Annotated in this window: 19 protein-coding genes; 10 read left to right on the forward strand and 9 right to left on the reverse strand. The window is 73.3% G+C overall.

Translation table 11 applies throughout. The annotated features are described in order from the left end of the window. Positions 1-92: 92 nt before the first annotated feature. The 4 genes from D450_RS0100650 (at position 93) to D450_RS0100665 (ending at position 4333) form a co-directional block, all read left to right on the forward strand. Entirely contained in the window at positions 93-1091 is a 999-nt protein-coding gene (locus D450_RS0100650; protein ID WP_017536751.1) for a carbohydrate ABC transporter permease, read from the forward strand. Beyond that, positions 1088-2029, forward strand: a complete 942-nt coding sequence (locus tag D450_RS0100655) for a carbohydrate ABC transporter permease (protein ID WP_017536752.1) — start codon at positions 1088-1090, stop codon at positions 2027-2029. Before D450_RS0100650 ends, D450_RS0100655 begins: the two co-directional genes overlap by 4 nt. 131 nt (positions 2030-2160) lie before the next feature. After that, positions 2161-3633 carry a glycoside hydrolase family 3 protein gene (locus D450_RS0100660; RefSeq protein ID WP_017536753.1) on the forward strand — a complete coding sequence of 491 codons (1473 nt, stop codon included), beginning with the start codon at positions 2161-2163 and terminating at the stop codon, positions 3631-3633. A 247-nt stretch (positions 3634-3880) separates the two neighbouring features. Continuing rightward, a complete protein-coding gene (locus D450_RS0100665) occupies positions 3881-4333 on the forward strand; it encodes an RrF2 family transcriptional regulator (protein ID WP_026124281.1) in 453 nt (150 codons plus the stop codon). Positions 4334-4443: 110 nt separating this feature from the next. On the opposite strand, the gene D450_RS0100670 is transcribed toward D450_RS0100665, so the two are convergent. From D450_RS0100670 to dapA, 8 genes are all read right to left on the reverse strand, one after another. Beyond that, the gene (locus D450_RS0100670; protein ID WP_017536755.1) at positions 4444-4800 is read right to left on the reverse strand and encodes a helix-turn-helix domain-containing protein; all 357 of its coding nucleotides are present in this window, start codon (positions 4798-4800) and stop codon (positions 4444-4446) included. Positions 4801-4957: 157 nt separating this feature from the next. Continuing rightward, the gene (locus D450_RS0100675) at positions 4958-5443 is read right to left on the reverse strand and encodes a CinA family protein (protein ID WP_083932517.1); all 486 of its coding nucleotides are present in this window, start codon (positions 5441-5443) and stop codon (positions 4958-4960) included. A gap of 38 nt (positions 5444-5481) precedes the next feature. Next, positions 5482-6102: a CDP-diacylglycerol--glycerol-3-phosphate 3-phosphatidyltransferase gene (gene pgsA, locus D450_RS0100680; protein WP_017536757.1), complete on the reverse strand. Its 621-nt coding sequence runs from the start codon at positions 6100-6102 to the stop codon at positions 5482-5484. Further along, positions 6099-7571: a 30S ribosomal protein S12 methylthiotransferase RimO gene (gene rimO / locus D450_RS0100685; RefSeq protein ID WP_017536758.1), complete on the reverse strand. Its 1473-nt coding sequence runs from the start codon at positions 7569-7571 to the stop codon at positions 6099-6101. The genes pgsA and rimO overlap by 4 nt, the downstream gene beginning before the upstream one ends. Before the next feature lie 373 nt (positions 7572-7944). After that, complete coding sequence (locus tag D450_RS0100690) at positions 7945-9453, reverse strand: RodZ domain-containing protein (protein ID WP_026128305.1); 1509 nt, start codon at positions 9451-9453, stop codon at positions 7945-7947. Between the two features lie 151 nt (positions 9454-9604). Continuing rightward, positions 9605-12139 carry a DNA translocase FtsK gene (locus D450_RS0100695; RefSeq protein ID WP_017536759.1) on the reverse strand — a complete coding sequence of 845 codons (2535 nt, stop codon included), beginning with the start codon at positions 12137-12139 and terminating at the stop codon, positions 9605-9607. Between the two features lie 76 nt (positions 12140-12215). Then, positions 12216-13901 carry a ribonuclease J gene (locus D450_RS0100700; protein ID WP_017536760.1) on the reverse strand — a complete coding sequence of 562 codons (1686 nt, stop codon included), beginning with the start codon at positions 13899-13901 and terminating at the stop codon, positions 12216-12218. Continuing rightward, complete coding sequence (gene dapA / locus D450_RS0100705) at positions 13898-14875, reverse strand: 4-hydroxy-tetrahydrodipicolinate synthase (protein WP_083932516.1); 978 nt, start codon at positions 14873-14875, stop codon at positions 13898-13900. The genes D450_RS0100700 and dapA overlap by 4 nt, the downstream gene beginning before the upstream one ends. 157 nt (positions 14876-15032) lie before the next feature. Between dapA and D450_RS0100710 the strand changes: the two genes are divergently transcribed. From D450_RS0100710 to D450_RS0100725, 4 genes are all read left to right on the forward strand, one after another. Further along, entirely contained in the window at positions 15033-15434 is a 402-nt protein-coding gene (locus D450_RS0100710) for a type II toxin-antitoxin system Phd/YefM family antitoxin (protein ID WP_241483003.1), read from the forward strand. Further along, a complete protein-coding gene (locus tag D450_RS0100715) occupies positions 15431-15844 on the forward strand; it encodes a type II toxin-antitoxin system VapC family toxin (RefSeq protein ID WP_017536763.1) in 414 nt (137 codons plus the stop codon). The genes D450_RS0100710 and D450_RS0100715 overlap by 4 nt, the downstream gene beginning before the upstream one ends. Before the next feature lie 107 nt (positions 15845-15951). Then, positions 15952-17313 carry a short-chain fatty acid transporter gene (locus D450_RS0100720; RefSeq protein ID WP_017536764.1) on the forward strand — a complete coding sequence of 454 codons (1362 nt, stop codon included), beginning with the start codon at positions 15952-15954 and terminating at the stop codon, positions 17311-17313. Between the two features lie 48 nt (positions 17314-17361). Next, positions 17362-17724 carry a DUF1304 domain-containing protein gene (locus tag D450_RS0100725; RefSeq protein ID WP_017536765.1) on the forward strand — a complete coding sequence of 121 codons (363 nt, stop codon included), beginning with the start codon at positions 17362-17364 and terminating at the stop codon, positions 17722-17724. A 106-nt stretch (positions 17725-17830) separates the two neighbouring features. On the opposite strand, the gene D450_RS0100730 is transcribed toward D450_RS0100725, so the two are convergent. After that, positions 17831-18214, reverse strand: a complete 384-nt coding sequence (locus D450_RS0100730; protein ID WP_026124282.1) for a phage holin family protein — start codon at positions 18212-18214, stop codon at positions 17831-17833. A 409-nt stretch (positions 18215-18623) separates the two neighbouring features. Between D450_RS0100730 and D450_RS0100735 the strand changes: the two genes are divergently transcribed. Together D450_RS0100735 and D450_RS0100740 are read left to right on the forward strand one after the other, a co-directional pair. Next, positions 18624-19268 (forward strand): GNAT family N-acetyltransferase, encoded by a 645-nt coding sequence (locus D450_RS0100735; protein WP_017536767.1) that lies wholly within the window; start codon positions 18624-18626, stop codon positions 19266-19268. A 409-nt stretch (positions 19269-19677) separates the two neighbouring features. Then, positions 19678-20559 (forward strand): 1,4-dihydroxy-2-naphthoate polyprenyltransferase, encoded by an 882-nt coding sequence (locus tag D450_RS0100740; protein ID WP_017536768.1) that lies wholly within the window; start codon positions 19678-19680, stop codon positions 20557-20559. Positions 20560-20664: the final 105 nt, after the last annotated feature.

Consider the following 20664-nt stretch of genomic DNA (forward strand, 5'->3'; position numbering starts at 1 on the left):
CGGCCGTCCACCCCTCACGGCCGCCCCGCCGCCCCTCGCCCCGCCCCACCCTCCCCAGGACCGCTACGCCACCCGAATCGAGAAGTCCCGCCATGGCTCAGACCGTCGAAAAGGCGCCGCCCGACGACCGGGCGGGCGGGCCCGAGGCCCCCGCCGGGCCCGGGCCCCGCCGCGGCCCGCGCCTCAGAATCGGCACCCCGTACCTGCTCATCGTCCCGACCGTGGTCATCCTCGCCGTCGTGCTGCTCTGGCCGATCGTGCAGATGGTCTGGTACTCGATGCACGGGTTCACCACCCGCCACCTGATGCCGAACGCGCCCGCCCCCGAGTTCCGGGGGCTGGAGTACTACCGGCGCCTGCTGACGGACCCCGAGTTCTGGACGATCCTGCGCAACACCGTGGTGGTGTCCGGCCTCATGGTCGGCATCACCATGGTGCTGGGCACCCTGGTGGGCATCCTGCTCAACAAGCTGCCCAAGTGGTTCTCCGCCGTGGTGGCGGTGGGCATGATGCTCGCCTGGGCGACCCCGGCCATCAGCGCCTCGCTGATCTTCCGCTGGCTGTTCATGCCCGACCGGGGCCTGGTCAACGTGGGGCTGGACGCCCTGCCCGACTGGCTGGTGGGCTCGGGCTGGCGGGAGTACAACTGGTTCCTCGAACCGGTGTCGCTGTTCGCCGTGCTCATCATGGTGATCGTCTGGCAGTCGTTCCCGTTCATCGCGGTCTCGGTCCTGGCCGGCCTCAAGAGCATCCCCTCCGAGCTCTACGAGGCCGCCCGGGTGGACGGCGCCGGCCCCTGGCGCAGCTTCTGGAGCGTCACCTTCCCGATGCTCCGGCCGCTGTTCGCGCTGCTGCTGGTGCTGCAGATCATCTGGGACCTGCGGGTGTTCACCCAGCTCTACATCCTCGCCAACGGCTTCCAGAACAAGTCCGTCTACCTGCTCAGCTACTACATCTACCAGCAGGGGTTCAGCGCCAGCCCGCCCAGCTACGGCATGGGCTCGGCGATCGCGGTGGTGATGACCATCATGATCCTCATCGTCACCGCCTACTACCTGCGCATCATGATCCGCCAGGGGGAGACCCGATGACCGCCACCGCGACCTCCGCGCCCCCCGCGAACCGCGCCCCGCGCACGCACCGCGCGCCCCGCCGCCGGCGCTCCCCGGCGGCCCGGCTGCGCAAGGCCGGGCTGTACCTGGCCGGGACGGCCGTCCTGCTCTTCTCGGTCTTCCCCGTCTACTGGATGGTCGCCACCGCGTTCCGCTCCCAGGGCGAGATCTTCTCCCGCGACCAGTCGGTCTTCCCCCGCACCCTGACCCTGGAGCACTTCGACCGGGTGATCAACGGGGAGCTGCTGCCCGGGGTGAGCTTCTGGCAGTTCCTGCTCAACAGCCTGGCGGTGACCCTGGGCTCGGTGCTGGTGGCGGCGCTGCTGTCGCTGCTGGCCGCGGTGGCCGTGGCGCGCTTCCGCTTCCGCCTGCGCACCGCCTTCATCGTGCTGCTGATGGTGATCCAGATGGTGCCGATGGAAGCCATGATCATCTCGATCTTCATCAACTTCCGGCAGATCCAGGACGCCACCGGGGTGACGATGCTCGGCAACCTCACCGGCATCCTGATCGTCTACACCGCCGTCGCCCTGCCGATCACCATCATGATGCTGCGGGGCTTCGTGGCCGCCGTGCCCAAGGAGCTGGAGGAGGCCGCCGCCATCGACGGCGCCTCCAACGCGGTGATCTTCTGGCGCATCCTGATGCCGCTGGTGGCGCCGGGGCTGGTCGCGGCCAGCATCTTCGCCTTCATCACCGCCTGGAACGAGTTCATCGTCGCGCTGACCTTCCTGGGGCGCAGCACCGACTTCTACACGCTCCCGCTCACGCTGTCCTACTACTTCGGACGGACCGGCACCGAGTGGGGGGCGATCATGGCCGCCTCCACGCTGCTGACCATCCCGGTGATGGTGTTCTTCCTCTTCGTGCAGCGGCGCATGGTCTCCGGCCTGACCATGGGCGCGGTCAAAGGCTGACCCGCGGCCGCCGGACCGGGCGCCCGCGCGGGCGGCGCCCCGCCCGCGCGGGCGCCCTCCCCTGTCCGCACCCCCTCACTCTGCGCGCCTGCGCGCCCGCGCACGGCGCACCCGCAATGAACGGAGCCTCCATGACTGCGGATCCGAGCCTGGACCGCCTCGCCAACGCCACGCTTCTGGTTCCCTTCGAGTCGACCACCGCGCCCCGCTGGATCCTGGACGGACTCGCCGACGGCCTGGCCGGCGTGTGCCTGTTCCACAACAACATCGACCTCTCGCAGGGCCCCGCCGAGCTGGTCGCGCTCAACCGCACCCTGGCCGAGGCCGCGGACGCGCCGCTGATCTCCCTGGACGAGGAGGGCGGCGACGTCACCCGCATCGGCCAGGCGGCCGGCAGCGACTACCCGGGCAACGCCGCGCTGGGCGCCATCGACGACCCCGGCCTGACCGAGGAGGTCCACGCCGGCCTCGGCGCCGAACTGCGCGGCCTGGGCCTGACCCTGGACCTGGCACCGTCGGTGGACGTCAACACCGCCGCGGACAACCCGACCATCGGCACCCGCTCCTTCGGCTCCGACGCCGACCTGGTGGCCCGGCACGCCGGCGCGGCCGTGCGGGGGCTGCAGAGCGCCGGGATCGCCGCCGCGGCCAAGCACTTCCCCGGCCACGGCGCCACCACGCAGGACTCCCACCTGGACCTTCCGGTGGTCGACGCCCCCGCCGACGTGCTGCGCGAGCGCGAGCTGCGGCCCTTCCGCGCCGCGGTCCAGGCGGGGGCGCAGGCGGTGCTCACCGCGCACATCACCCTGCCCGCGCTGGACGTCGACGGCCCGGCCACGCTCAGCCCCACCGCGCTGACCGGCCTGCTCCGCGGCGAGCTCGGGTTCACCGGCATGGTGATCAGCGACGCGCTGGAGATGGACGGGGTCAGCGGCGACATCGGCGTCCCGGAGGCGGCGGTGCGCGCCCTGCAGGCCGGGTGCGACCTGCTGTGCCTGGGCCGCTTCCGCTACGCCGACGACGTGGCGGCGGTGCGCCGGGCCGTCACCGACGCGGTCCGCGACGGGCGGCTGCCCGCCGCCCGGCTGGAGGAGGCGGCCGAGCGCACCGCGCAGGTGCGCCGGTGGACCGCTCGGCAGCCCGCACCCCCTGCGGACGCCCCGGCCGCCCCTGGCCTGGAGGGCGCGCGCCGCGCGGTGCGGGTGGAGGGCGTGCTGCCCTCCGCCGAGGAACTGGCCGACCCGTACGTGGTGGAGCTGGACGCCCCCGCCGGGATCGCGGTGGGCGAGGTGCCGTGGGGGCTGTCGCCGTGGTTCCCCGGGACCGAGCGGATCCGGGCCGAGCACGACTCCCCCCGGCGGGTCCTGGCCCGCGCGCAGGGGCGGCCGCTGGTGGCGGTGGTGCGCGACGCCCACCGCTACCCGGACACCCGGGACTTCGTGGAGGCGCTGTGCCGGGCGCGGCCCGACGCCGTGGTGGTGGAGATGGGGCTGCCGGTGTGGCGCCCGGAGTGCCGGGCGCACGTGCGCAGCTACGGCGCCGCCCGGGTGAACGGCCAGAGCGTCGCCGAACTGCTCGGCGGAGTCCCGGCCCCGGTGCGGTGAGGATGCGGGGCGGCAGGGAGGCAGGACACCGAACCGGCGGAACGCGCCCCTGCCGCCCGCCTCCACCGGACCCGGCTCGGCTAGGGTGGAGCGTGCGGACCGGTTCCGGCACCGCCCCGGCCCCCCGTTCCCCGGCCCAGGACGACGAGCAGTGGAGGCGCCCCGATGGCCCCGATCCCGCCCGCAGCGGCGCCACACCCCCGCCCCTTTGAACCGGACTCCCCTCGATTCACGGCATAATCGCAGCATGCGCCTTTCTGCCCGGGTCGATTACGCGTTGCGCGCCGCAGCCGAACTCTCCGCCGCCAGCGGCGGTCCGGTTACGGCCGAACAGCTCGCGCGCGCCCAGGCCATACCCGGAAAATTCCTTGAGAACATCCTCACCCAGCTGCGCCGCGCCGGCCTGGTGCGCAGCCAGCGCGGCCCCGTGGGGGGCTACTGGCTGGCCCGCCCGGCCGCCGAGATCTCCCTGGCCGACATCATCCGCGCGGTGGACGGCCCCCTGGCCAACGTCCGCGGCGAGCGCCCTGAGGACGTCGACTACGACGGCGCCGCCCGCAACCTGCAGATGGTCTGGATCGCCCTGCGCGCCAGCGAGCGGTCGATCCTGGAGAGCGTGAACCTGGAGCACCTGTCCACCGGGAAGCTCCCCGACGGCGTGCGCCGGCTCGCCGAGGACCCCGACGCCTGGATGAGCTGAGGCTCCCGAGAGCACGGGTGAAGCACATCGGCGGCGCCCCCGACACATCGGGGGCGCNTCGCACACGGTCCGCCCTGCGCGCGCCGTCCGGCGGTGCGGGCGGAGGGTCCTCAGACGCCGACCATGTCCACCACGTCGGGGACGCGGTCGGGCACCTGGTCGATGTCGAGGCGGTCGTCGGGCACGGGCTCCGCCGGGACCGAGCCGCTGAGCATCGCCGCCTCCTGCAGTTCCGCGAGCGCCAGCTGGTCCGCGACCTCCCGCAGCACCTGGGACAGGGGGACGCCGAGGGCACCGCAGATCGAGGAGAGCAGCTCAGAGGAGGCCTCCTTCTGCCCGCGTTCGACCTCGGAAAGGTAGCCGAGGGAGACCCGGGCCTCTGCCGACACCTCGCGGAGGGTGCGGCCCTGTCGCTGCCGAAGCCGCCGTAGCACGTCACCGAGCAGGTGACGAAGCAGGACCATCATTCGCGCTCCCTCCCAGCGGTAGCGACCATCATAAAAACACCGTACCTGTCCGCCGCCTGATCGTCGCACCTCATGGCCAGCTGTTCGCTGGAGGGGTAACGCGATCTTGGTGTCGGTTTGTTCCCCGGTTCGGGCGCCTTGAACGGCCTGGGACCGCCTATTCCCCGGCGGTCCGAGCGGCCTCGGCGGCCAGGGCGCGCAGCGCCGCCAGGGCGGTCGCACGCCGGACCGCGTCCCGGCCGCCGTCCAGATCCAGGCGGTCCACCCTGGTCACGGCGGTGCGCGAGGCGACGGCGGCGTAGACGCGGCCGACCGGTCGGCCGTCCTGCGGCTCGGGTCCGGCCACCCCGGTGACGGCGAGGCCGAAATCGGCCGCGAGCGCCGACCGCGCCCCCTCGGCCATCGCCGCGGCGACGCCGGGGTGCACGGCGCCCTCGCGCGCGAGGAGTCCGGCGGGGACCCCCAGCAGCCCGGCCTTGGCGCCGGTGGCGTAGGCGACGACGCCGCCGCGGTAGACGGCGGACGCCCCGGGCACCGCCGTGACGGCGGCGCCGATCAGGCCCCCGGTGAGGGACTCGGCGGTGGCCAGGGTCGCGCCCGCCGCGCCCAGAGCGGCGAGCGCGGCCTCGGCGGCCGCGTGCAGCTCGGCGTCGGGCGGCCCGTCCCGGCCCGGGGCCGGGCTCAGCCCTCCCCCTCCGGCTCGGCGCCGTCGCCGCCCGCCTTGCGGGCCTTGCGGCGCAGCCGGAAGGCCTGGAACACGTAGTCGCCGCCGGTCCACAGAGTGACCGCCAGGGCGGCGCCCATGAGCACGTGGGCCGCCAGGTGCAGCGGCTCGGGCAGCGGGAACAGGTAGACGGCGATCGCGACCACCTGGAGCACGGTCTTGAGCTTGCCGCCGCGGCTGGCCGGGATCACCCCGTACCGGATGACGGCGAAGCGCAGCAGGGTGATGCCGAACTCGCGGACCAGGATGGCGGCGGTCACCGCCCACCACAGCTCGCCCAGCAGCGACAGTACGACCAGCGCCGAGCCGGTCAGCGCCTTGTCGGCGATCGGGTCGGCGATCTTGCCGAAGTCGGTGACCAGGTTGCGGCGGCGGGCCAGCTCCCCGTCGACGCGGTCGGTGACCGCGGCCACGACGAAGACCGCGAACGCGGCGTAGCGCCACCCGGTCTCGGGGAGGAACATGAGCACCACGAACAGCGGCACCATGACCAGCCGGACCATGGTGAGCACGTTCGCGATGTTCCAGACCGGCGGGTGCTGGGGCGCGGGGGCGGGCACGGATTCCTGCGCGTTCATCGGGTGTCCGGGGATCGGGTGTCCGGGGAGCGGTCGAGGGCGTCGGCGTCGGCGACCAGGTCCACGCCCATGGCCTCGACGACGGTGGCGGGCACGAGGTCGCCGACGGCCAGACCGGTGCCGCGCACCAGGGTGCCGCCGTCGACCTCGGGCGCCTGGTGGGCGGCGCGGCCCTCGTAGGTGCCGTCCTCCAGGTCGTTCTCGATGAGCACGTCGACGCGCTCGCCCACGCGCTCCTCGGAGCGCTGGGACATCAGCTCCTCGGCGAGGCGGTTGAGGCGGTCCACGCGCTCGGCGACGACCTCCTCGTCGACCTTGCCGTCCAGGCCGGCGGCCTCGGTGCCGTCCTCGTCGGAGTAGCCGAAGACGCCGACGGCGTCCAGCCGCGCCTCTTCCAGGAAGGCGGTGAGCTCGGCGAAGTCCTCCTCGGTCTCGCCGGGGAAGCCGACGATGAAGTTGGAGCGGGCGCCGGCCCCGGGGGCCGCGGCGCGCACGGTGCGCAGCAGCTCCAGGAAGCGCTCCCGGTCGCCGAAGCGGCGCATCCGGCGCAGCAGCGGGCCGCTGGCGTGCTGGAAGGACAGGTCGAAGTAGGGCACCACGCCGGGGGTGCCGGTGAGCACCTCGATCAGGCCGGGGCGGACCTCGGCCGGCTGCAGGTAGCTGACCCGTACCCGCTCGATGCCCTCCACGCCGGCCAGGCGCGGCAGCAGCGACTCCAGTGCGCGCAGGTCGCCCAGGTCCTTGCCGTAGGAGGTGGAGTTCTCGCTGACCAGGAAGAGCTCGCGGACGCCCTGCCCGGACAGCCACTCGGCCTCGCGGACGAGGTCGTCGGGGCGGCGGGAGATGTAGGCGCCGCGGAAGGCCGGGATGGCGCAGAAGGAGCAGCGGCGGTCGCAGCCGGAGGCGATCTTGAGGTTGGCGACCGGGCCGCCGGTCAGGCGCTTGCGCGGGACGCGCGGGCCGGAGGCCGGGGCCACCCCCTCGGGCAGGGGGTCCAGCGGCGCGGGGGCGAACGCGCCGTGGCCGGGCACGTGGGCGTCGCCTCCGTGCCGCTCCACCGGGCTGATGGGCAGCAGCGTGCGCCGGTCGCGCGGGTCGTGCGGGACGAGCGCGCGCCCGTCCAGGACGTCGTCGAGGCGCTCGGAGATCCCGGTGTAGTCGTCGAAGCTCAGGACCTGGGCCTCGGGCATCGCCTCGGCGAGGTCCTTGCCGTAGCGCTCGGCCATGCACCCGGCCGCCACCACCTTGGCGCCGCCCTCGGCGGCGCTCAGGAGCGCGTCGATGGAGTCCTGCTTGGCGGCCTCGATGAAGCCGCAGGTGTTCACCACGACGACGTCGGCCTTCTCATCGGCCTCGCCGTCGACGAGCTCCCAGCCACCGTCGGACAGGCGGCCGGCGATCTCTTCGGAGTCGACCTCGTTGCGCGCACAGCCGAGGGTGACGAGCGAAACGGTACGGCGCGATGACATAGCTTCCAAGGTTAGAGATTGCGGAGGACCCGGGGTCGCCGGAACGGGACAGCTGCCCGGCGCGGGCGTCCCCGTGGCCGGTTCCATTGACACCTGTCACATACAGCATAAGACCATGACCGGTCCGGGAGGCCCGCCGCACCCCGCCGACCCCGGTGCGCCGCACCGGCCCGCCCTCGCCGAACCCGCGCCGACCAGGGAGGACGCCTTCGTGGACCGATTCGGTATCGGTGGCCCGTCGCCCGGGACGCCCCCACCGCACCCGAAGGCGCACACGACGTGCGCATTCCCTCGGCCACCCACCGTGACCACCGGGTCCCCGATGGCCCGCGGCCCCGCCGGCGCCTGACCAGAGGGCCGCCCGGCGCGTCCGCTACTCGGCCAGGTCGTCGGCGGAGATGGTGAGGTGCTTCACCTGGCCCCGTCCTCCCGGGACGCCCCGTTCGACGCCGTTGACCTCCAGGTGGACGCCGCCTGCGTTACCCAGGTGGAACCGGAGCTCGTCGCTGTCCTTCCACACCCGGGTGGTGCCCTTCTTCACGGCCCCGGCGTAGATCCTCGTCCCGTCCCCGTCGGTGACACTGAGCCAGGTGCGGTGGAGCGCGTAGAGCCGGACCCGCACCTCCTCCGGGCGCTGCTTGTTCCGCACGGTGGTGGAGATCGCCGGCTGAGCCGTCGTCGCGGCCTCGCGCCGCGCCTTGTCCGTCTCGGCCCCCGCACCCTCCCGGTCCGCCGTGCCGGACTCCCGCGCGACCTCCTCGCCGGCCGCCCGGTCGCCTCCGCCGTCCGGCCAGGCCTGCACCCCCGCGATCACCGCCGCGACCACCAGGACGAGGACCACCGCCACCGGCCAGTGCCGCCGCGCCCGGTCCGCGAGGGCCCCGACCGAGGACGGGGAGCCGGGGTCCCCGGCGCCGTCCTCCTCTTCCGGGGCGTCGGCGGCCCCACCGCCGTGGATACCGCCGTCGGCCGTACCGCCCGCCTCGGCCGCCCCCGCAGCGGCACCCGCACCGACCGCCGCCGACGCGCCCGCCGCGGCGGTGCCCCAGCGGCGCCTCCACGGCGCATCGTCGAGTTCGCCGTCGAACTCGTCCTCCCGCGGCCCGGTGGGGGGACGCCGCACGGCCCGCTTCTCCCGCCTCTCGTTCCACTCCGGGCGCGCCCGGGGCGCCTGCGGTACCCGGGGACGCCTCCCGGCCTCCCCCGGGCCTCCGGCGGGCGGGGCGTTCCTCCGGTCCTGCCCGTCACGGGCTTCGCGGCGGTCACGTCCGGTGCGTCCCGCGTGACCGCCCTCCGGGCCCTCCTCATGCGGCTCGGGGGCCCGTTCCCCATGCGGGCGCCGCCCCTCCTCCTCCGGGGAGCCCTCCGGTGCACCGTCCGACGGGCGCCCGCGGGTGACCACCACGCCCTCGTCCACCGGGGCCGCCCCTTCGGGCCGGGCGTCCTCGGGCCCGCTCGGGCCGTCTGCGACGGGGCCCCGGAAGGGGCGGAGCACACCGCCGGGCCGCCGCCGGTCCCGCCTCTTGGCCTTGCCGTCCTCGCCCCGGCCGTCCTCACCCTGGCCGTCATCGGCGCCCTGCCCGGCCCCTGTCCTCCGGGGGTGGACGGTGGGGACCGCGTCCCCGCCCATCAGCGGCGAGGGGGCGCCGCTCGCGTACTCGGCGTCGAAGCGCTCGACGAGGTCGGCCGAGGCGACGCCCAGCTCGCGGCAGACGGACTTGATGTGCCCGCGCGCATAGAAGTCGCCGCCGCACGGCCCGAAGTCGTCGCGCTCGATCCCTTCGAGCACCGACTCCCTGATGTAGGTGCGGGCGCTCAGCTCCTGGATCGAGTACCCGGCCCGGTCCCGGGCCGCGGCGATGATCTGGCCGATCGTGCTCATGTCGCCGCCTCCGCCTGCTCCGCGTGGTCGTCCCATTCCACTGTGCAACCACTACGGCCCGCAAGGGAACAGACACACCCCGTGTGCGGGTAAAAGTGCGTCAACGACCCGCTTCGCGAGGTTCGGCACGCCCCGGGCGGCGGGGCCCCGGTCAGCCCTCTCCGCGCAGCTCCGCCAGGGCGCCCGGCAGGTCGTCCGGCTTGAGCAGCACGTCGCGCGCCTTGGACCCCTCGCTGGGGCCCACCACGCCGCGGCTCTCCATCAGGTCCATCAGCCGCCCCGCCTTGGCGAAGCCCACCCGCAGCTTGCGCTGCAGCATCGAGGTCGACCCGAACTGGGTGGTGACGACCAGCTCGATCGCCTGCACCAGCAGGTCCAGGTCGTCGCCGACCTCCTCGTCGATCTCCTTCTTCTTCGCCTCGGCGCTGCCCACGTCCTCGCGGTAGCTGGGCTCGGCCTGCTTCTTGCAGTGGTCGACGATCTGCCGGATCTCCTTCTCGGTGACCCAGGCGTTCTGCAGCCGGATGGGCTTGCCCGCGCCCATTGGCAGGAACAGCGCGTCGCCCTTGCCGACCAGCTTCTCGGCCCCGGGCTGGTCCAGGATGACCCGCGAGTCCGACAGGCTGGAGGTGGCGAAGGCCAGCCGGGAGGGGACGTTGGCCTTGATCAGCCCGGTGACCACGTCCACGCTGGGCCGCTGGGTGGCCAGCACGAGGTGGATCCCGGCGGCGCGGGCCAGCTGGGTGATGCGCACCACCGCGTCCTCCACGTCGCGCGGCGCCACCATCATCAGGTCGGCCAGCTCGTCCACGATCACCAGCAGGTAGGGGTAGGGCTCGTACTCCCGCTCGCTCCCGGGCGGCGCGGTCAGCTGCCCCTTGCGCACCGCGGCGTTGAAGTCGTCGACGTGCCGGAACCCCGAGGCGGCCAGGTCGTCGTAGCGGCGGTCCATCTCGCCCACGACCCACTGCAGCGCGTCGGCGGCCTTCTTCGGGCTGGTGATGATCGGGGTGATCAGGTGCGGGATGCCCTCGTACATGGTCAGCTCGACCCGCTTGGGGTCGACCAGGATCAGCCGCACCTCGTCGGGGGTGGCCCGCGTCATGATCGAGGTGATGACCCCGTTGATGCAGGTCGACTTGCCCGCACCGGTGGCGCCGGCCACCAGCACGTGCGGCATCTTGGCCAGGTTGGCCACGACGTTGTTGCCCTCGATGTCCTTGCCCAGGCCGACCAGCATGGGGTGGTCGTCGGAGGTGGCCGCCGCCGAGCGCATCACGTCGCCGAGGCTGACGATGTCCTTGTCGGTGTTGGGGATCTCCACGCCGATGGCGGACTTGCCGGGGATGGGCGACTGGATCCGCACCTCGGCGCTCTTGACCGCCAGCGAGATGTTCTTGGTCAGCGCGGTGACCTTCTCCACCTTCACCGCCGGGCCCAGCTCGATCTCGTAGCGGGTGACGGTGGGGCCCCGGGTGAAGCCGGTGACCTCGGCGGAGATGTTGAACTGGTCCAGCACCCCGGAGAGCGCCTCCACCACCTCGTCGTTGGCCTTGGTGCGGGGCTTGGGCGGGGTTCCGGGCTTGAGGTACTGCGGCGGCGGCAGGTCGTAGTCGCCCTCGATGGCCCGCGAGGGGATGGACAGCTGCTCCGTGGCGGCCGGGGCCGGGGTGGGCTCCGGCGGGGCCGTCTTGGCCTCGGCCTTGGCGGCGGCGGACTGCGGCTCGGTCTCCACCACCGGGGTGTCGTAGGGCCGCTCGTTCTCGCCGCCCAGCGGGCCCTCGGCGCCCTCACCGCCTTCGCCGGCGGCCTTGGCGCGCGGCTTGCGCTTGCGCTTGGGGCGCTCCTGGGCGCCGTCCTCGCCGAGGATCCCCAGGCCCTCGCCCGGGCCGTCGTCGGGCGCCATGAGGCCGCCGAAGAGCCGCCGCATGCGCTCGGGGATGCGGTGCACGGGGGTGGCCGTGACCACGAGCAGCCCGAAGACCATGAGCATGCACAGCAGCACCCCGGTCACCCACGGGGTGATCAGCGCGCTGAGCGGCCCGGAGGCGGCGAAGCCGATGAGGCCCCCGGCCCGCTGGACCGGCTCCATGCCCTCGGAGGGCCACGGGATCCCGTGGCCGATGTGGATGAGGCCGAGTAGGCCCCCCAGGAGCGCCGCGCTGCCGATGGCCAGGCGGCCCACGTCGGTGTCGCCGTCGCCGGGGGTGCGCATGAGCCGCCAGGCGAAGGGCAGGAACAGCAGGGGCAGCACCGGGGAGAAGGTGCCGAACGCGCCCACCACGACGGTGCGGGTGGCCTCCGGCAGCGGCCCGCCGGTGTCCCACCACACGGCGGCCGCGATGAGCAGGCCGGCCGCGAGCAGCACCATGCCCAGGCCGTCGCGGCGCAGGTCGGGGTCGAGGTCGCGGGCGCTGCGCCCGACCGCGCGGGCCACCCCGCCCACGGTGTGCGCCAGGCCCTTCCACAGGAGCAGCAGCAGCCGCGCGACCCCGATGAAGGCCATCGCGACCGGCCCCTGGGAGGCCGCGCTCTTCTTGGCGGGGGCGCGCTTCCTGGAGCCGGAGGAGGACGCGCCGCCGCGGGCGGGCGCCTTCCGCTTCCCCCCGGAGCCTGCGCTCCGGGACGCGCCACCGCTGTCTCGCCGGGAGGATTTGGGCGCACGGGTGGCCATGGTGCGCAGCATACTAAGGAACACCGCGGCACATCGCGCTCGACGGCGGGCGTGTCGCGGTGTTCCTCGCCTCTCCGGCCCTGCGGGGTCAGACCTCCACGATCACCGGAACGATCATCGGGCGCCGCCGGTAGGTGTCGTTGACCCAGCGGCCGATGCAGCGGCGCACGAGCTGGCGCAGCTGGTGCGGGTCGGTGACGCCGTCGCCGGCGGCCCGGTCCAGCGCGTCCTGGATCTTGGGCAGCACCTCGTCGTAGGCCTCGACGTCCAGCCCCGAGCCGCGGGTGTGGATCTCCGGCTCGCCGAGGATCTTGCCGGTGCTGGAGTCGACCGCCACCACGACCGAGATGAAGCCCTCCTCGCCGAGGATGCGGCGGTCCTTCAGGGCGGACTCGGTGACGTCGCCGACCGAGGTGCCGTCCACGTACACGTAGCCGGCCTGGACCTTGCCGGACGTGCGCACCCGCCCGCGGTGCAGGTCCACCGCCACGCCGTCCTCGGCGATGACGACGTTCGCGTCGGCCATCCCGGTGCGCACGGCGATGTCGGCGTGCGCCCGCATGTGCCGCCACTCGCCGTGCACCGGCATCAGGTTGCGCGGCTTGACCATGTTGAGCACGTACATCAGCTCCCCGGCGGGGGCGTGCCCGGACACGTGCACCAGCGCGTTGCCCTTGTGCACGACCTTGGCGCCCCAGCGGGTCAGGCCGTTGATGACCCGGTTGACCGAGTTCTCGTTGCCCGGGATGAGCGAGGAGGCGAGCAGCACCGTGTCGCCCTCCTCGATGCGGATCTGGTGGTCCCGGTTGGCCATCCGGGTCAGCGCCGACATGGGCTCGCCCTGGGAGCCGGTGGAGACCAGGACCGCCTCCTCGGGGCGCAGGTCGTCCAGCTGCTTGACGTCGACCAGCAGGTCGCCGGGGACGTGCAGGTAGCCAAGGTCGCGGGCGATGTTCATGTTGCGGACCATGGAGCGCCCGACGAAGGCGACCTTGCGCCCGTGCGCCTTGGCGGCGTCCAGGACCTGCTGCACCCGGTGGATGTGCGAGGCGAAGCAGGCCACGATGATGCGCTGGTCGGCCTGGGCGAAGACCTTGTCGATGACCGGGCCGATGTCGGCCTCGCTGGTGACGAACCCCGGCACCTCGGCGTTGGTGGAGTCCGACAGCAGCAGGTCCACGCCCTCGGCGCCGAACCGGGCGAACCCGGCCAGGTCGGTGAGGCGGCCGTCCAGCGGGAGCTGGTCCATCTTGAAGTCGCCGGTGTGCAGCAGGCTGCCGGCCGGCGTGCGGATCCCGACCGCCAGGGCGTCGGGGATGGAGTGGTTGACCGAGAAGAACTCCAGGTCGAACGGGCCGAACGCGCGCCGCTCCCCCTCGGCCACCTGCACCGTCTCCGGCTTGATCCGGTGCTCGCCCAGCTTGGCCGTCAGCAGCGACAGCGTCAGGCGGGACCCGACCAGCGGGATGTCGGGGCGCTCGCGCAGCAGGAACGGGACGGCGCCGATGTGGTCCTCGTGCCCGTGCGTGAGCACCAGGGCCTCGACGTCGTCCAGCCGGTCCCGGATGTACTCGAAGTCGGGCAGGATCAGGTCGACTCCGGGCTGCTCCTCCTCGGGGAAGAGCACGCCGCAGTCGACGATCAGCAGCCGGCCTCGGTACTCGAAGACCGTCATGTTGCGGCCGATCTCGCCGAGGCCGCCGAGGGCCACGACCCTCAGCGCGTCCTCGGCGAGGGGCGGCGGCGGCCCCAGTTCGGGGTGCGGGTGGCTCATGCGGATCCTTCCGTCAACCGTTCGACGCCCACGACGCTTGCGGGGACCGCCTGGTGCGGCGCCAGCCCGATCGGGCCCTTGACTCCGGCCGCCGCCAGGTCCTCGCGGAGCAGCGTCTGCAGCTCTCCCGAGGCGTCGGCGAGCGGGGTGCGCACCGGGCCGCCCGGCAGGCCGAACATGTTCAGCACCGCCTTGGTCGTGATGACCCCCTGGGTGCGGAAGATGCCGGTGTAGACGGGCGTGAGGCGCCGGTGGATGGCCAGCGCACGGGCGACGTCGCCGCTCTCGTAGGCGTCGATCATGTCGTGCAGGTCGGCACCCACGATGTGGCCGACGACACTGACGAACCCGGAGGCGCCCACCGACAGCATCGGCAGGTTGAGCATGTCGGAGCCGCAGTAGTAGGCCAGACCGGTGCGCTCCATCACCCACGAGGAGGCGCCGATGTCGTCCTTGGCGTCCTTGTTGGCGACGATGCGCGGGTGGTCGGCCAGCCGGACCAGGGTCTCGGAGGCGATGGGCGTTCCGGTGCGGCCGGGGATGTCGTAGAGCATCACCGGGAGCTCGGTGGCGTCGGCGATCGCGGTGAAGTGCCGGATCAGTCCCTCTTGCGGGGGCTTGTTGTAGTAGGGCGTGACCGTCAGCAGGCCGTGCGCCCCGGCCCGCTCGGCGGCGCGGGCGAGCTCGGTGCTGTGCCGGGTGTCGTTGGTGCCGACCCCGGCGACGATCGTGGCGCGGTCCCCGACGGCGTCCAGGACGGCGCGAAGCAGCCGGTCTTTCTCCTCATCGTTGGTGGTGGGAGACTCACCGGTGGTGCCGCTGATGATCAGGCCGTCGTTGCGCTGCTCGTCGACCAGGTAGGTGGCGAGGCGGGCGGCGCCGTCGTAGTCGACGTCCCCGTTCTCCTGCATCGGGGTGACCATCGCGGTCAACATCTGGCCGAAGGGCGCGTTCGGCGAAGTGCTGGCTGCCATGTGCAAAACGTACCGCGATCCCGCCGGTCGTGAGGCCACGGCAGGCCCACGAGGTGGATTTTTCCGACCTGGCACCGCATTGCGGACCCCGTGGCACCCCCGCCGGTAGGCGCCGACGCGTCGGCGCGGGACGGGAGCGGTGACGTATACGACGCCGATGCCCCATGATGCCCGCCACCGCCTCGCCGAATCGGTCGAGACAGACGAGACTGTCCATGGTGACCGCGTCGCGCGCCCGGAAGGAACCTCGATGCACTGGCAGGTCCAAGAGGCGAAGCAGAGATTCAGCGCCCTCCTGAGGTCGGTCCAGGACGAAGGGCCTCAATACGTCAGCAAGCACGGCGAGGACGTCGCGGTGGTGATCGCCATCGAGGAGTACCGGCATCTCCAGAGCCGGGACGCAGGCGTCAAGGACCTCCTCCTCGATCCCATGGGCCGGGACGACATGTTCGCCGAAGCACTGGAGCAGGTCGTCGCGGAGCGAGGCTATCCACGCGACCTTGGCTTCCCTCTCGAAATCGACACCACCGAAGAGCAGAAAGAGCCCGGGACCCGATGAGCTACCTGCTCGACACCGGCGTGCTGGGAGAGTCCAGGAGGTCCGTCCCCGACCCGCACGTCACGGCCTGGCTCTCCTCCGTCGAGGGGGCGCAGTTGTTCACCAGCGTCATGGTCCTCGGTGAGATCCGGCGCGGATGCGAGATCATTCGCCCTCGCGACGCCGCCCGAGCAACCGCACTGGATCGTTGGATCACACTCCTGACGAGGCGGTTCGATCGGCGGGCCCTTCCCATCACCCTCGAAATCGCCGAAGCATGGGCCCGGATGAGCGCTCCGGACCGCCTTCCCGAGATCGACGGACTCATCGCCGCGACCGCGCACGTCCACGGCCTCACCGTGGTCACACGAAACATCAAGGACTTCGAACGGACGGGGGTCCCCTGCCTCAACCCGTTCGAGCCCGCATGAAGGGGCTGACCCCCTTGACTCTCATGTGACGCACACAACACACTTTCCGGCTGTCAACGGGCGATCCGCCCCCATGAGGCAGATTGAGACAGACGGGACATCCCCCTATGCGCCGGTTCGGCAACGCCCTCGCGGCGTTCAGTACGCGCTGGATCCCCGACGCCTTCGTGTTCGCGATCGGGCTGTCGGTGCTGGTCTACCTCCTCGCCCTGGGTCTGACCGACCATGGGCCGCTCCGACTGGTCGACGACTGGTACACCGGGTTCTGGGGCCTGCTGGAGTTCGGCATGCAGATGGCGCTGGTGCTGGTCACCGGCTATGCCCTGGCGTCCTCGCCGCCCGCCCGGCGCGGCATCCGGCGGCTGGCGGCGCTGCCGCGTGGGCCCCTGTCGGCGTGCGCCCTGACCGCCGTCGGCGCGACGCTGCTCGGCGCGGTGCACTGGGGCCTGGGCCTGATCTCCGGCGCCCTGCTGGCCGTGGAGGTCGCCCGGTCGTGCCGGGAGCGGGGCATCCGGGCGCACTTCCCGCTGCTGGCCGCAGCCGGGTACACGGGCCTGATGGTGTGGCACAGCGGCCTGTCGGGCTCGGCCCCGCTGCTGGTCAACACCGAGGGGCACTTTCTGGAGGAGCAGATCGGCGTGCTGCCGCTGAGCGAGACGCTCTTCCAGCCGTTCAACCTGGTCTTCCTCGCGGTGATGCTGATCGGCGCGCCGCTGCTGCTGATGAGCATGCACCCGCGGCCGGAGGACGCCGAGCAGATCGAGGACGCGCCCGGGGACGCGGAGGGGCCCGGTGCGGGGCCGGGCGGCGCGGCCCTCACCCGGGAGCAGCGCCGGGCCCTCACCCCCGCCCAGCGGCTGATGCACAGCCGCGTTCCGGTGCTCGTGGTCGTCGCGGCCGGGCTGGTCTACCTCGTCCCGGAGCTGGTCCGCGGCGGCATCGTCGGCCTGGACCTCAACCTGCTCAACTTCACGTTCCTCATCGCCGGGCTCGGGCTGCACGGCACCCTGGCCGGGTACGCGTCGGCCGCCGCCGAGGGCGCCAAGAGCGCGGCGTCGGTGATCGTCCAGTTCCCGTTCTACGCCGGGATCATGGGCATCATGGAGCACTCGGGGCTCCTGGAGCAGATCGCGGCGTGGTTCGTCTCCTTCTCCACCCCGCTCACCTACCCGTTCTGGGCGCTGATCAGCGCCTGCCTGGTGAACCTGGCGGTGCCCTCCGGCGGCGGCCAGTGGGCGGTGCAGGGGCCGATCGTGATCAGCGCGACCGAGTCCCTGGGCCTGGACCCCGGCGTGGGCGTGATGGCGGTGGCCATGGGCGACCAGCTCAGCAACGGCATCCAGCCCTTCTGGGCGCTGCCGCTGCTGGCGCTGACCCGGCTGAGCGCGGGCCGGGTGCTCGGCTACAGCGGCGTGGTGATGGTCTTCGCCATCGCCGCCGCGGCCCTGTGCATCACCTTCCTGAGCTGAGCGCGGCGCTCCCGGGGCGAACGGGCCCTCGCGGTTAGCGTTGCGCCCATGACCATCGCCGCGACGGCCGCACTCCTGCTCATAGCCGCGCTCCACGCGTACATCCTGGTGCTGGAGATGCTGCTGTGGACCGCCCCGAGAACGCGTGCCGTCTTCGGCACGACCGCGGAGTTCGCCGCGTCGACGCGGGCGATGGCGGCCAACCAGGGGTTGTACAACGGCTTCCTCGCCGCCGGGCTGGTGTGGGGCGCGTTCGCGCCCGACCCGGTGGGGTTCCAGGCCTCGGTGTTCTTCCTCGCCTGCGTGGTGGTGGCGGGCCTGTTCGGAGCCGCGACCGCGAGCCGGAGGATCGTGTTCGTGCAGACGGTCCCGGCTGCGGTCGCCCTCGTGCTGGTGCTGGCCGCGCACTGACCCGGGTGACGGCACAGGGCCCGCCAGGGGGGGCGCACCGCCGTGGGGAGGCCCTCCGGCCTCCCCACGGGTGCACTCCGGGCCGTGCCGCGGCCCCGGCCGGTGCTCAGTCGTCGTCGCCGTCGGGCAGCACCAGGCTCAGCAGCCAGCTCACGACCGCGATCACGATCCCGCCGAGGACCGCCGACCACAGGCCCTCGATGTGGAAGTCGAACCCGAACAGCCCCGCGGCCCACGCGGTGAGCATGAGCAGCAGCGCGTTCACGATCAGGGCCACCAGCCCCAGGGTCAGCACATAGAAGGCGCACCCCACGGTCTTCACGATCGGCTTGATGACGGCGTTGACCACGCCGAAGATGATCGCGATGACGGCGTAGGTGACGATCTGCTCCGCGGCCGGCTTCCCGGGGGCGATCTCGATTCCGGTGATCAGATACGCCGCTGCGGCCAGGGCCAGGGCGTTGACGAGGATGCGGATGATGATGCTCACGCCCCCGATGGTCCCACGCACAGGCCCTGTGTCGAACGTCCCCCGACCTGGTTCCGGGGAATCTCCGGGTCCCCCCGGCCCGCGGGTCGGGGGCTCCGCCGCCGGAGCCGTCGGAGCCGTTCGCCCGCCCGGCGTCCCGACGGAGACCGGACGGCCGACCCGCCGCCGTGAAGGGGCCCGGGGCGGCGGGCCTCGGGAGCGCGCGCCCCAGAGGCGGCCGTCGGCCTGGAAGCGGACGTGCGCCGTTCCCGTCCCGGCGGTCGGCCCCCTACCCGGTCCCGGCCCAGTCCCGACCCGGCCACGGGCCTGGCTCCGCCCCGCGTCCGCCGGGGGCGCACCGCCTCCCGGTGCCGGAGCGCCGTCGGCCCACCGCTGGCCCTGCGCGCGTGCGGACTGCGACGATGAGCACATGACCCCCCAGCACGAGCCGTCCTCCTCCGCGCAGGAGGACCGGTCCCAGCGCTTCGTCCGCGCCGCACGCGCCGAGGACGTCGACGACATCGTCCGCATCCAGGTGGCGGCCTGGCGCGCGGCCTACGGACCGCGCCTCCCCGCCGAAGTCCTGGCCGAGATGACCGGGGAAGAGGCCGGACGCGCCTTCCGCGAGCAGTGGAGCGCCGCGATCGGCCGCCCTCCGACATCCCGCCACCGGATGCTGGTCGCCACCGACACCTCCCCGGAGGGTCCGGGTGCGGCGTCCGGCCGGGTCCGCCGGATCACCGTGGGGTTCGCCGCCCTCGGCCCGGCGCAGGACCCCGACCGGTGGCCGGCCACCGACGCCGAGGTCTACGCCCTGCACGTGGACCCCGCGCACGCGGGCACCGGGCACGGCAGCCGCCTGCTCAACGCGGCGGTGGACCACCTCGTCGACGACGGCTTCCGCACCGTCCACCTGTGGGTCGCGGAGAAGGGCGACCCGCTGCGCACCTTCGCCGAGCGGTCCGGGTGGCGTCCGGACGGCGCCCGCCGCGAGGTGGACGCCGGCGGCCTGTTGCCCATGGTCCGCCTGCACGCGGCGATCGCGGCCGACCCCCCTCCGGTCCCGCCCGCCTGACCCTGGTGGCCCCGGTCACCCCGGCCGTTCGATCCTCCGGCGGCCGGGATCGCCGATGCCGGAGGGGGACGGCCGCCGCCTCCGCGTCGAGCGGACTCCCGGGGGCACCGCGGGCGGGGCTCCCGGGGATCCGCCGCAGGTGAGGCGTGCCGCCGGCCCCTCGCATCTCCCCGACTCCACGCGGAAACGGCGACCGTCTGCGGCGGACGCACCGCCACGGAGCACACCCTGCGGAGGGCCCGGCCCGTCGCGTTCCCCACCGGCCTCCACGGCAGGGGACGGCGGGCGGACCGCCCCTGACCGGCGCTACGGTTGACCGGGAAGCACGCGCCTCCCCGGGGCCGCCCGTCCGGAGCGGGCCGCGCCCGACCGGGGACCGGAGCGCTCGCACGGAGAGGAACACGCACGCGTGGCCACGCTCAGCCAGTGGGTCGCGGGGGCCCGCCCCCGCACGTTGCCGAACTCGATCGTCCCGGTGGCCGTCGGGACCGGAGCGGCGGTCGGCGTCGGCGCGCCCGTGTGGTGGAAGGCCGCCCTGGCCCTGCTGGTCTCCCTGGCCCTGCAGGTCGGTGTGAACTACGCCAACGACTACAGCGACGGGGTGCGCGGCACCGACACCGAGGAGCGGGTCGGCCCGATGCGGCTGACCGGCTCGGGGGCGGCCCCGCCGCGGCAGGTGCTGCTGGCGGCCTGGGGCTGCTTCGCGGCCGCGGGCGTGCTGGGCCTGGTGCTGGTGGCGACCTCGTCCTGGTGGCTGCTGCTGCTCGGCGCGGCCGCGATCGCCGCCGCCTGGTACTACACCGGCGGCCGCACGCCCTACGGCTACCGGGGGCTGGGCGAGGTGTCGGTGTTCGTGTTCTTCGGCCTGGTCGCCGTGGTCGGCACGGTGTTCGTGCAGGTCGGCTCGGTGCCCTGGCAGGCGTGGGCGGCCGCGGTGCCCATCGGCCTGCTGTCCTGCTCGGTGCTGGTGATCAACAACCTGCGCGACATCGGCACCGACGCCGAGAGCGACAAGATCACCCTGGCGGTACGGCTGGGCGATGGGCGCACCCGGCTGCTGTACCAGGCGTGCCTGGTGGGGGCGTTCGTGATCGCGCTGTTCGCGGTCGCCGTCACCCCGTGGGCGGCGCTGGTGCTGCTGGCGGCGCCGCTGGCGGTGCGGCCGCTGCGCCGGGTGCGCGGCGGGCAGACCGGGCGCGATCTGATCCTGGGCCTGGGCGAGACGGGCAAGTTGCAGATGGCCTTCGGCGCGCTTCTCACGGCGGGGCTGGCCCTGGGCGCCCTGGGCTGAGGAAGGCGCGGGGCCGACCCGGGTGGCGCGGGTTCTCCCCCGTCCTCTGTGTCCACGGTCCGGTGTGTCCACTGTCCGGATTCGGACGCGGACCGACCGCGATCT

This window comes from Nocardiopsis halophila DSM 44494 (genome assembly GCF_000341245.1).
Classification (GTDB): Bacteria; Actinomycetota; Actinomycetes; order Streptosporangiales; family Streptosporangiaceae; genus Nocardiopsis_A; species Nocardiopsis_A halophila.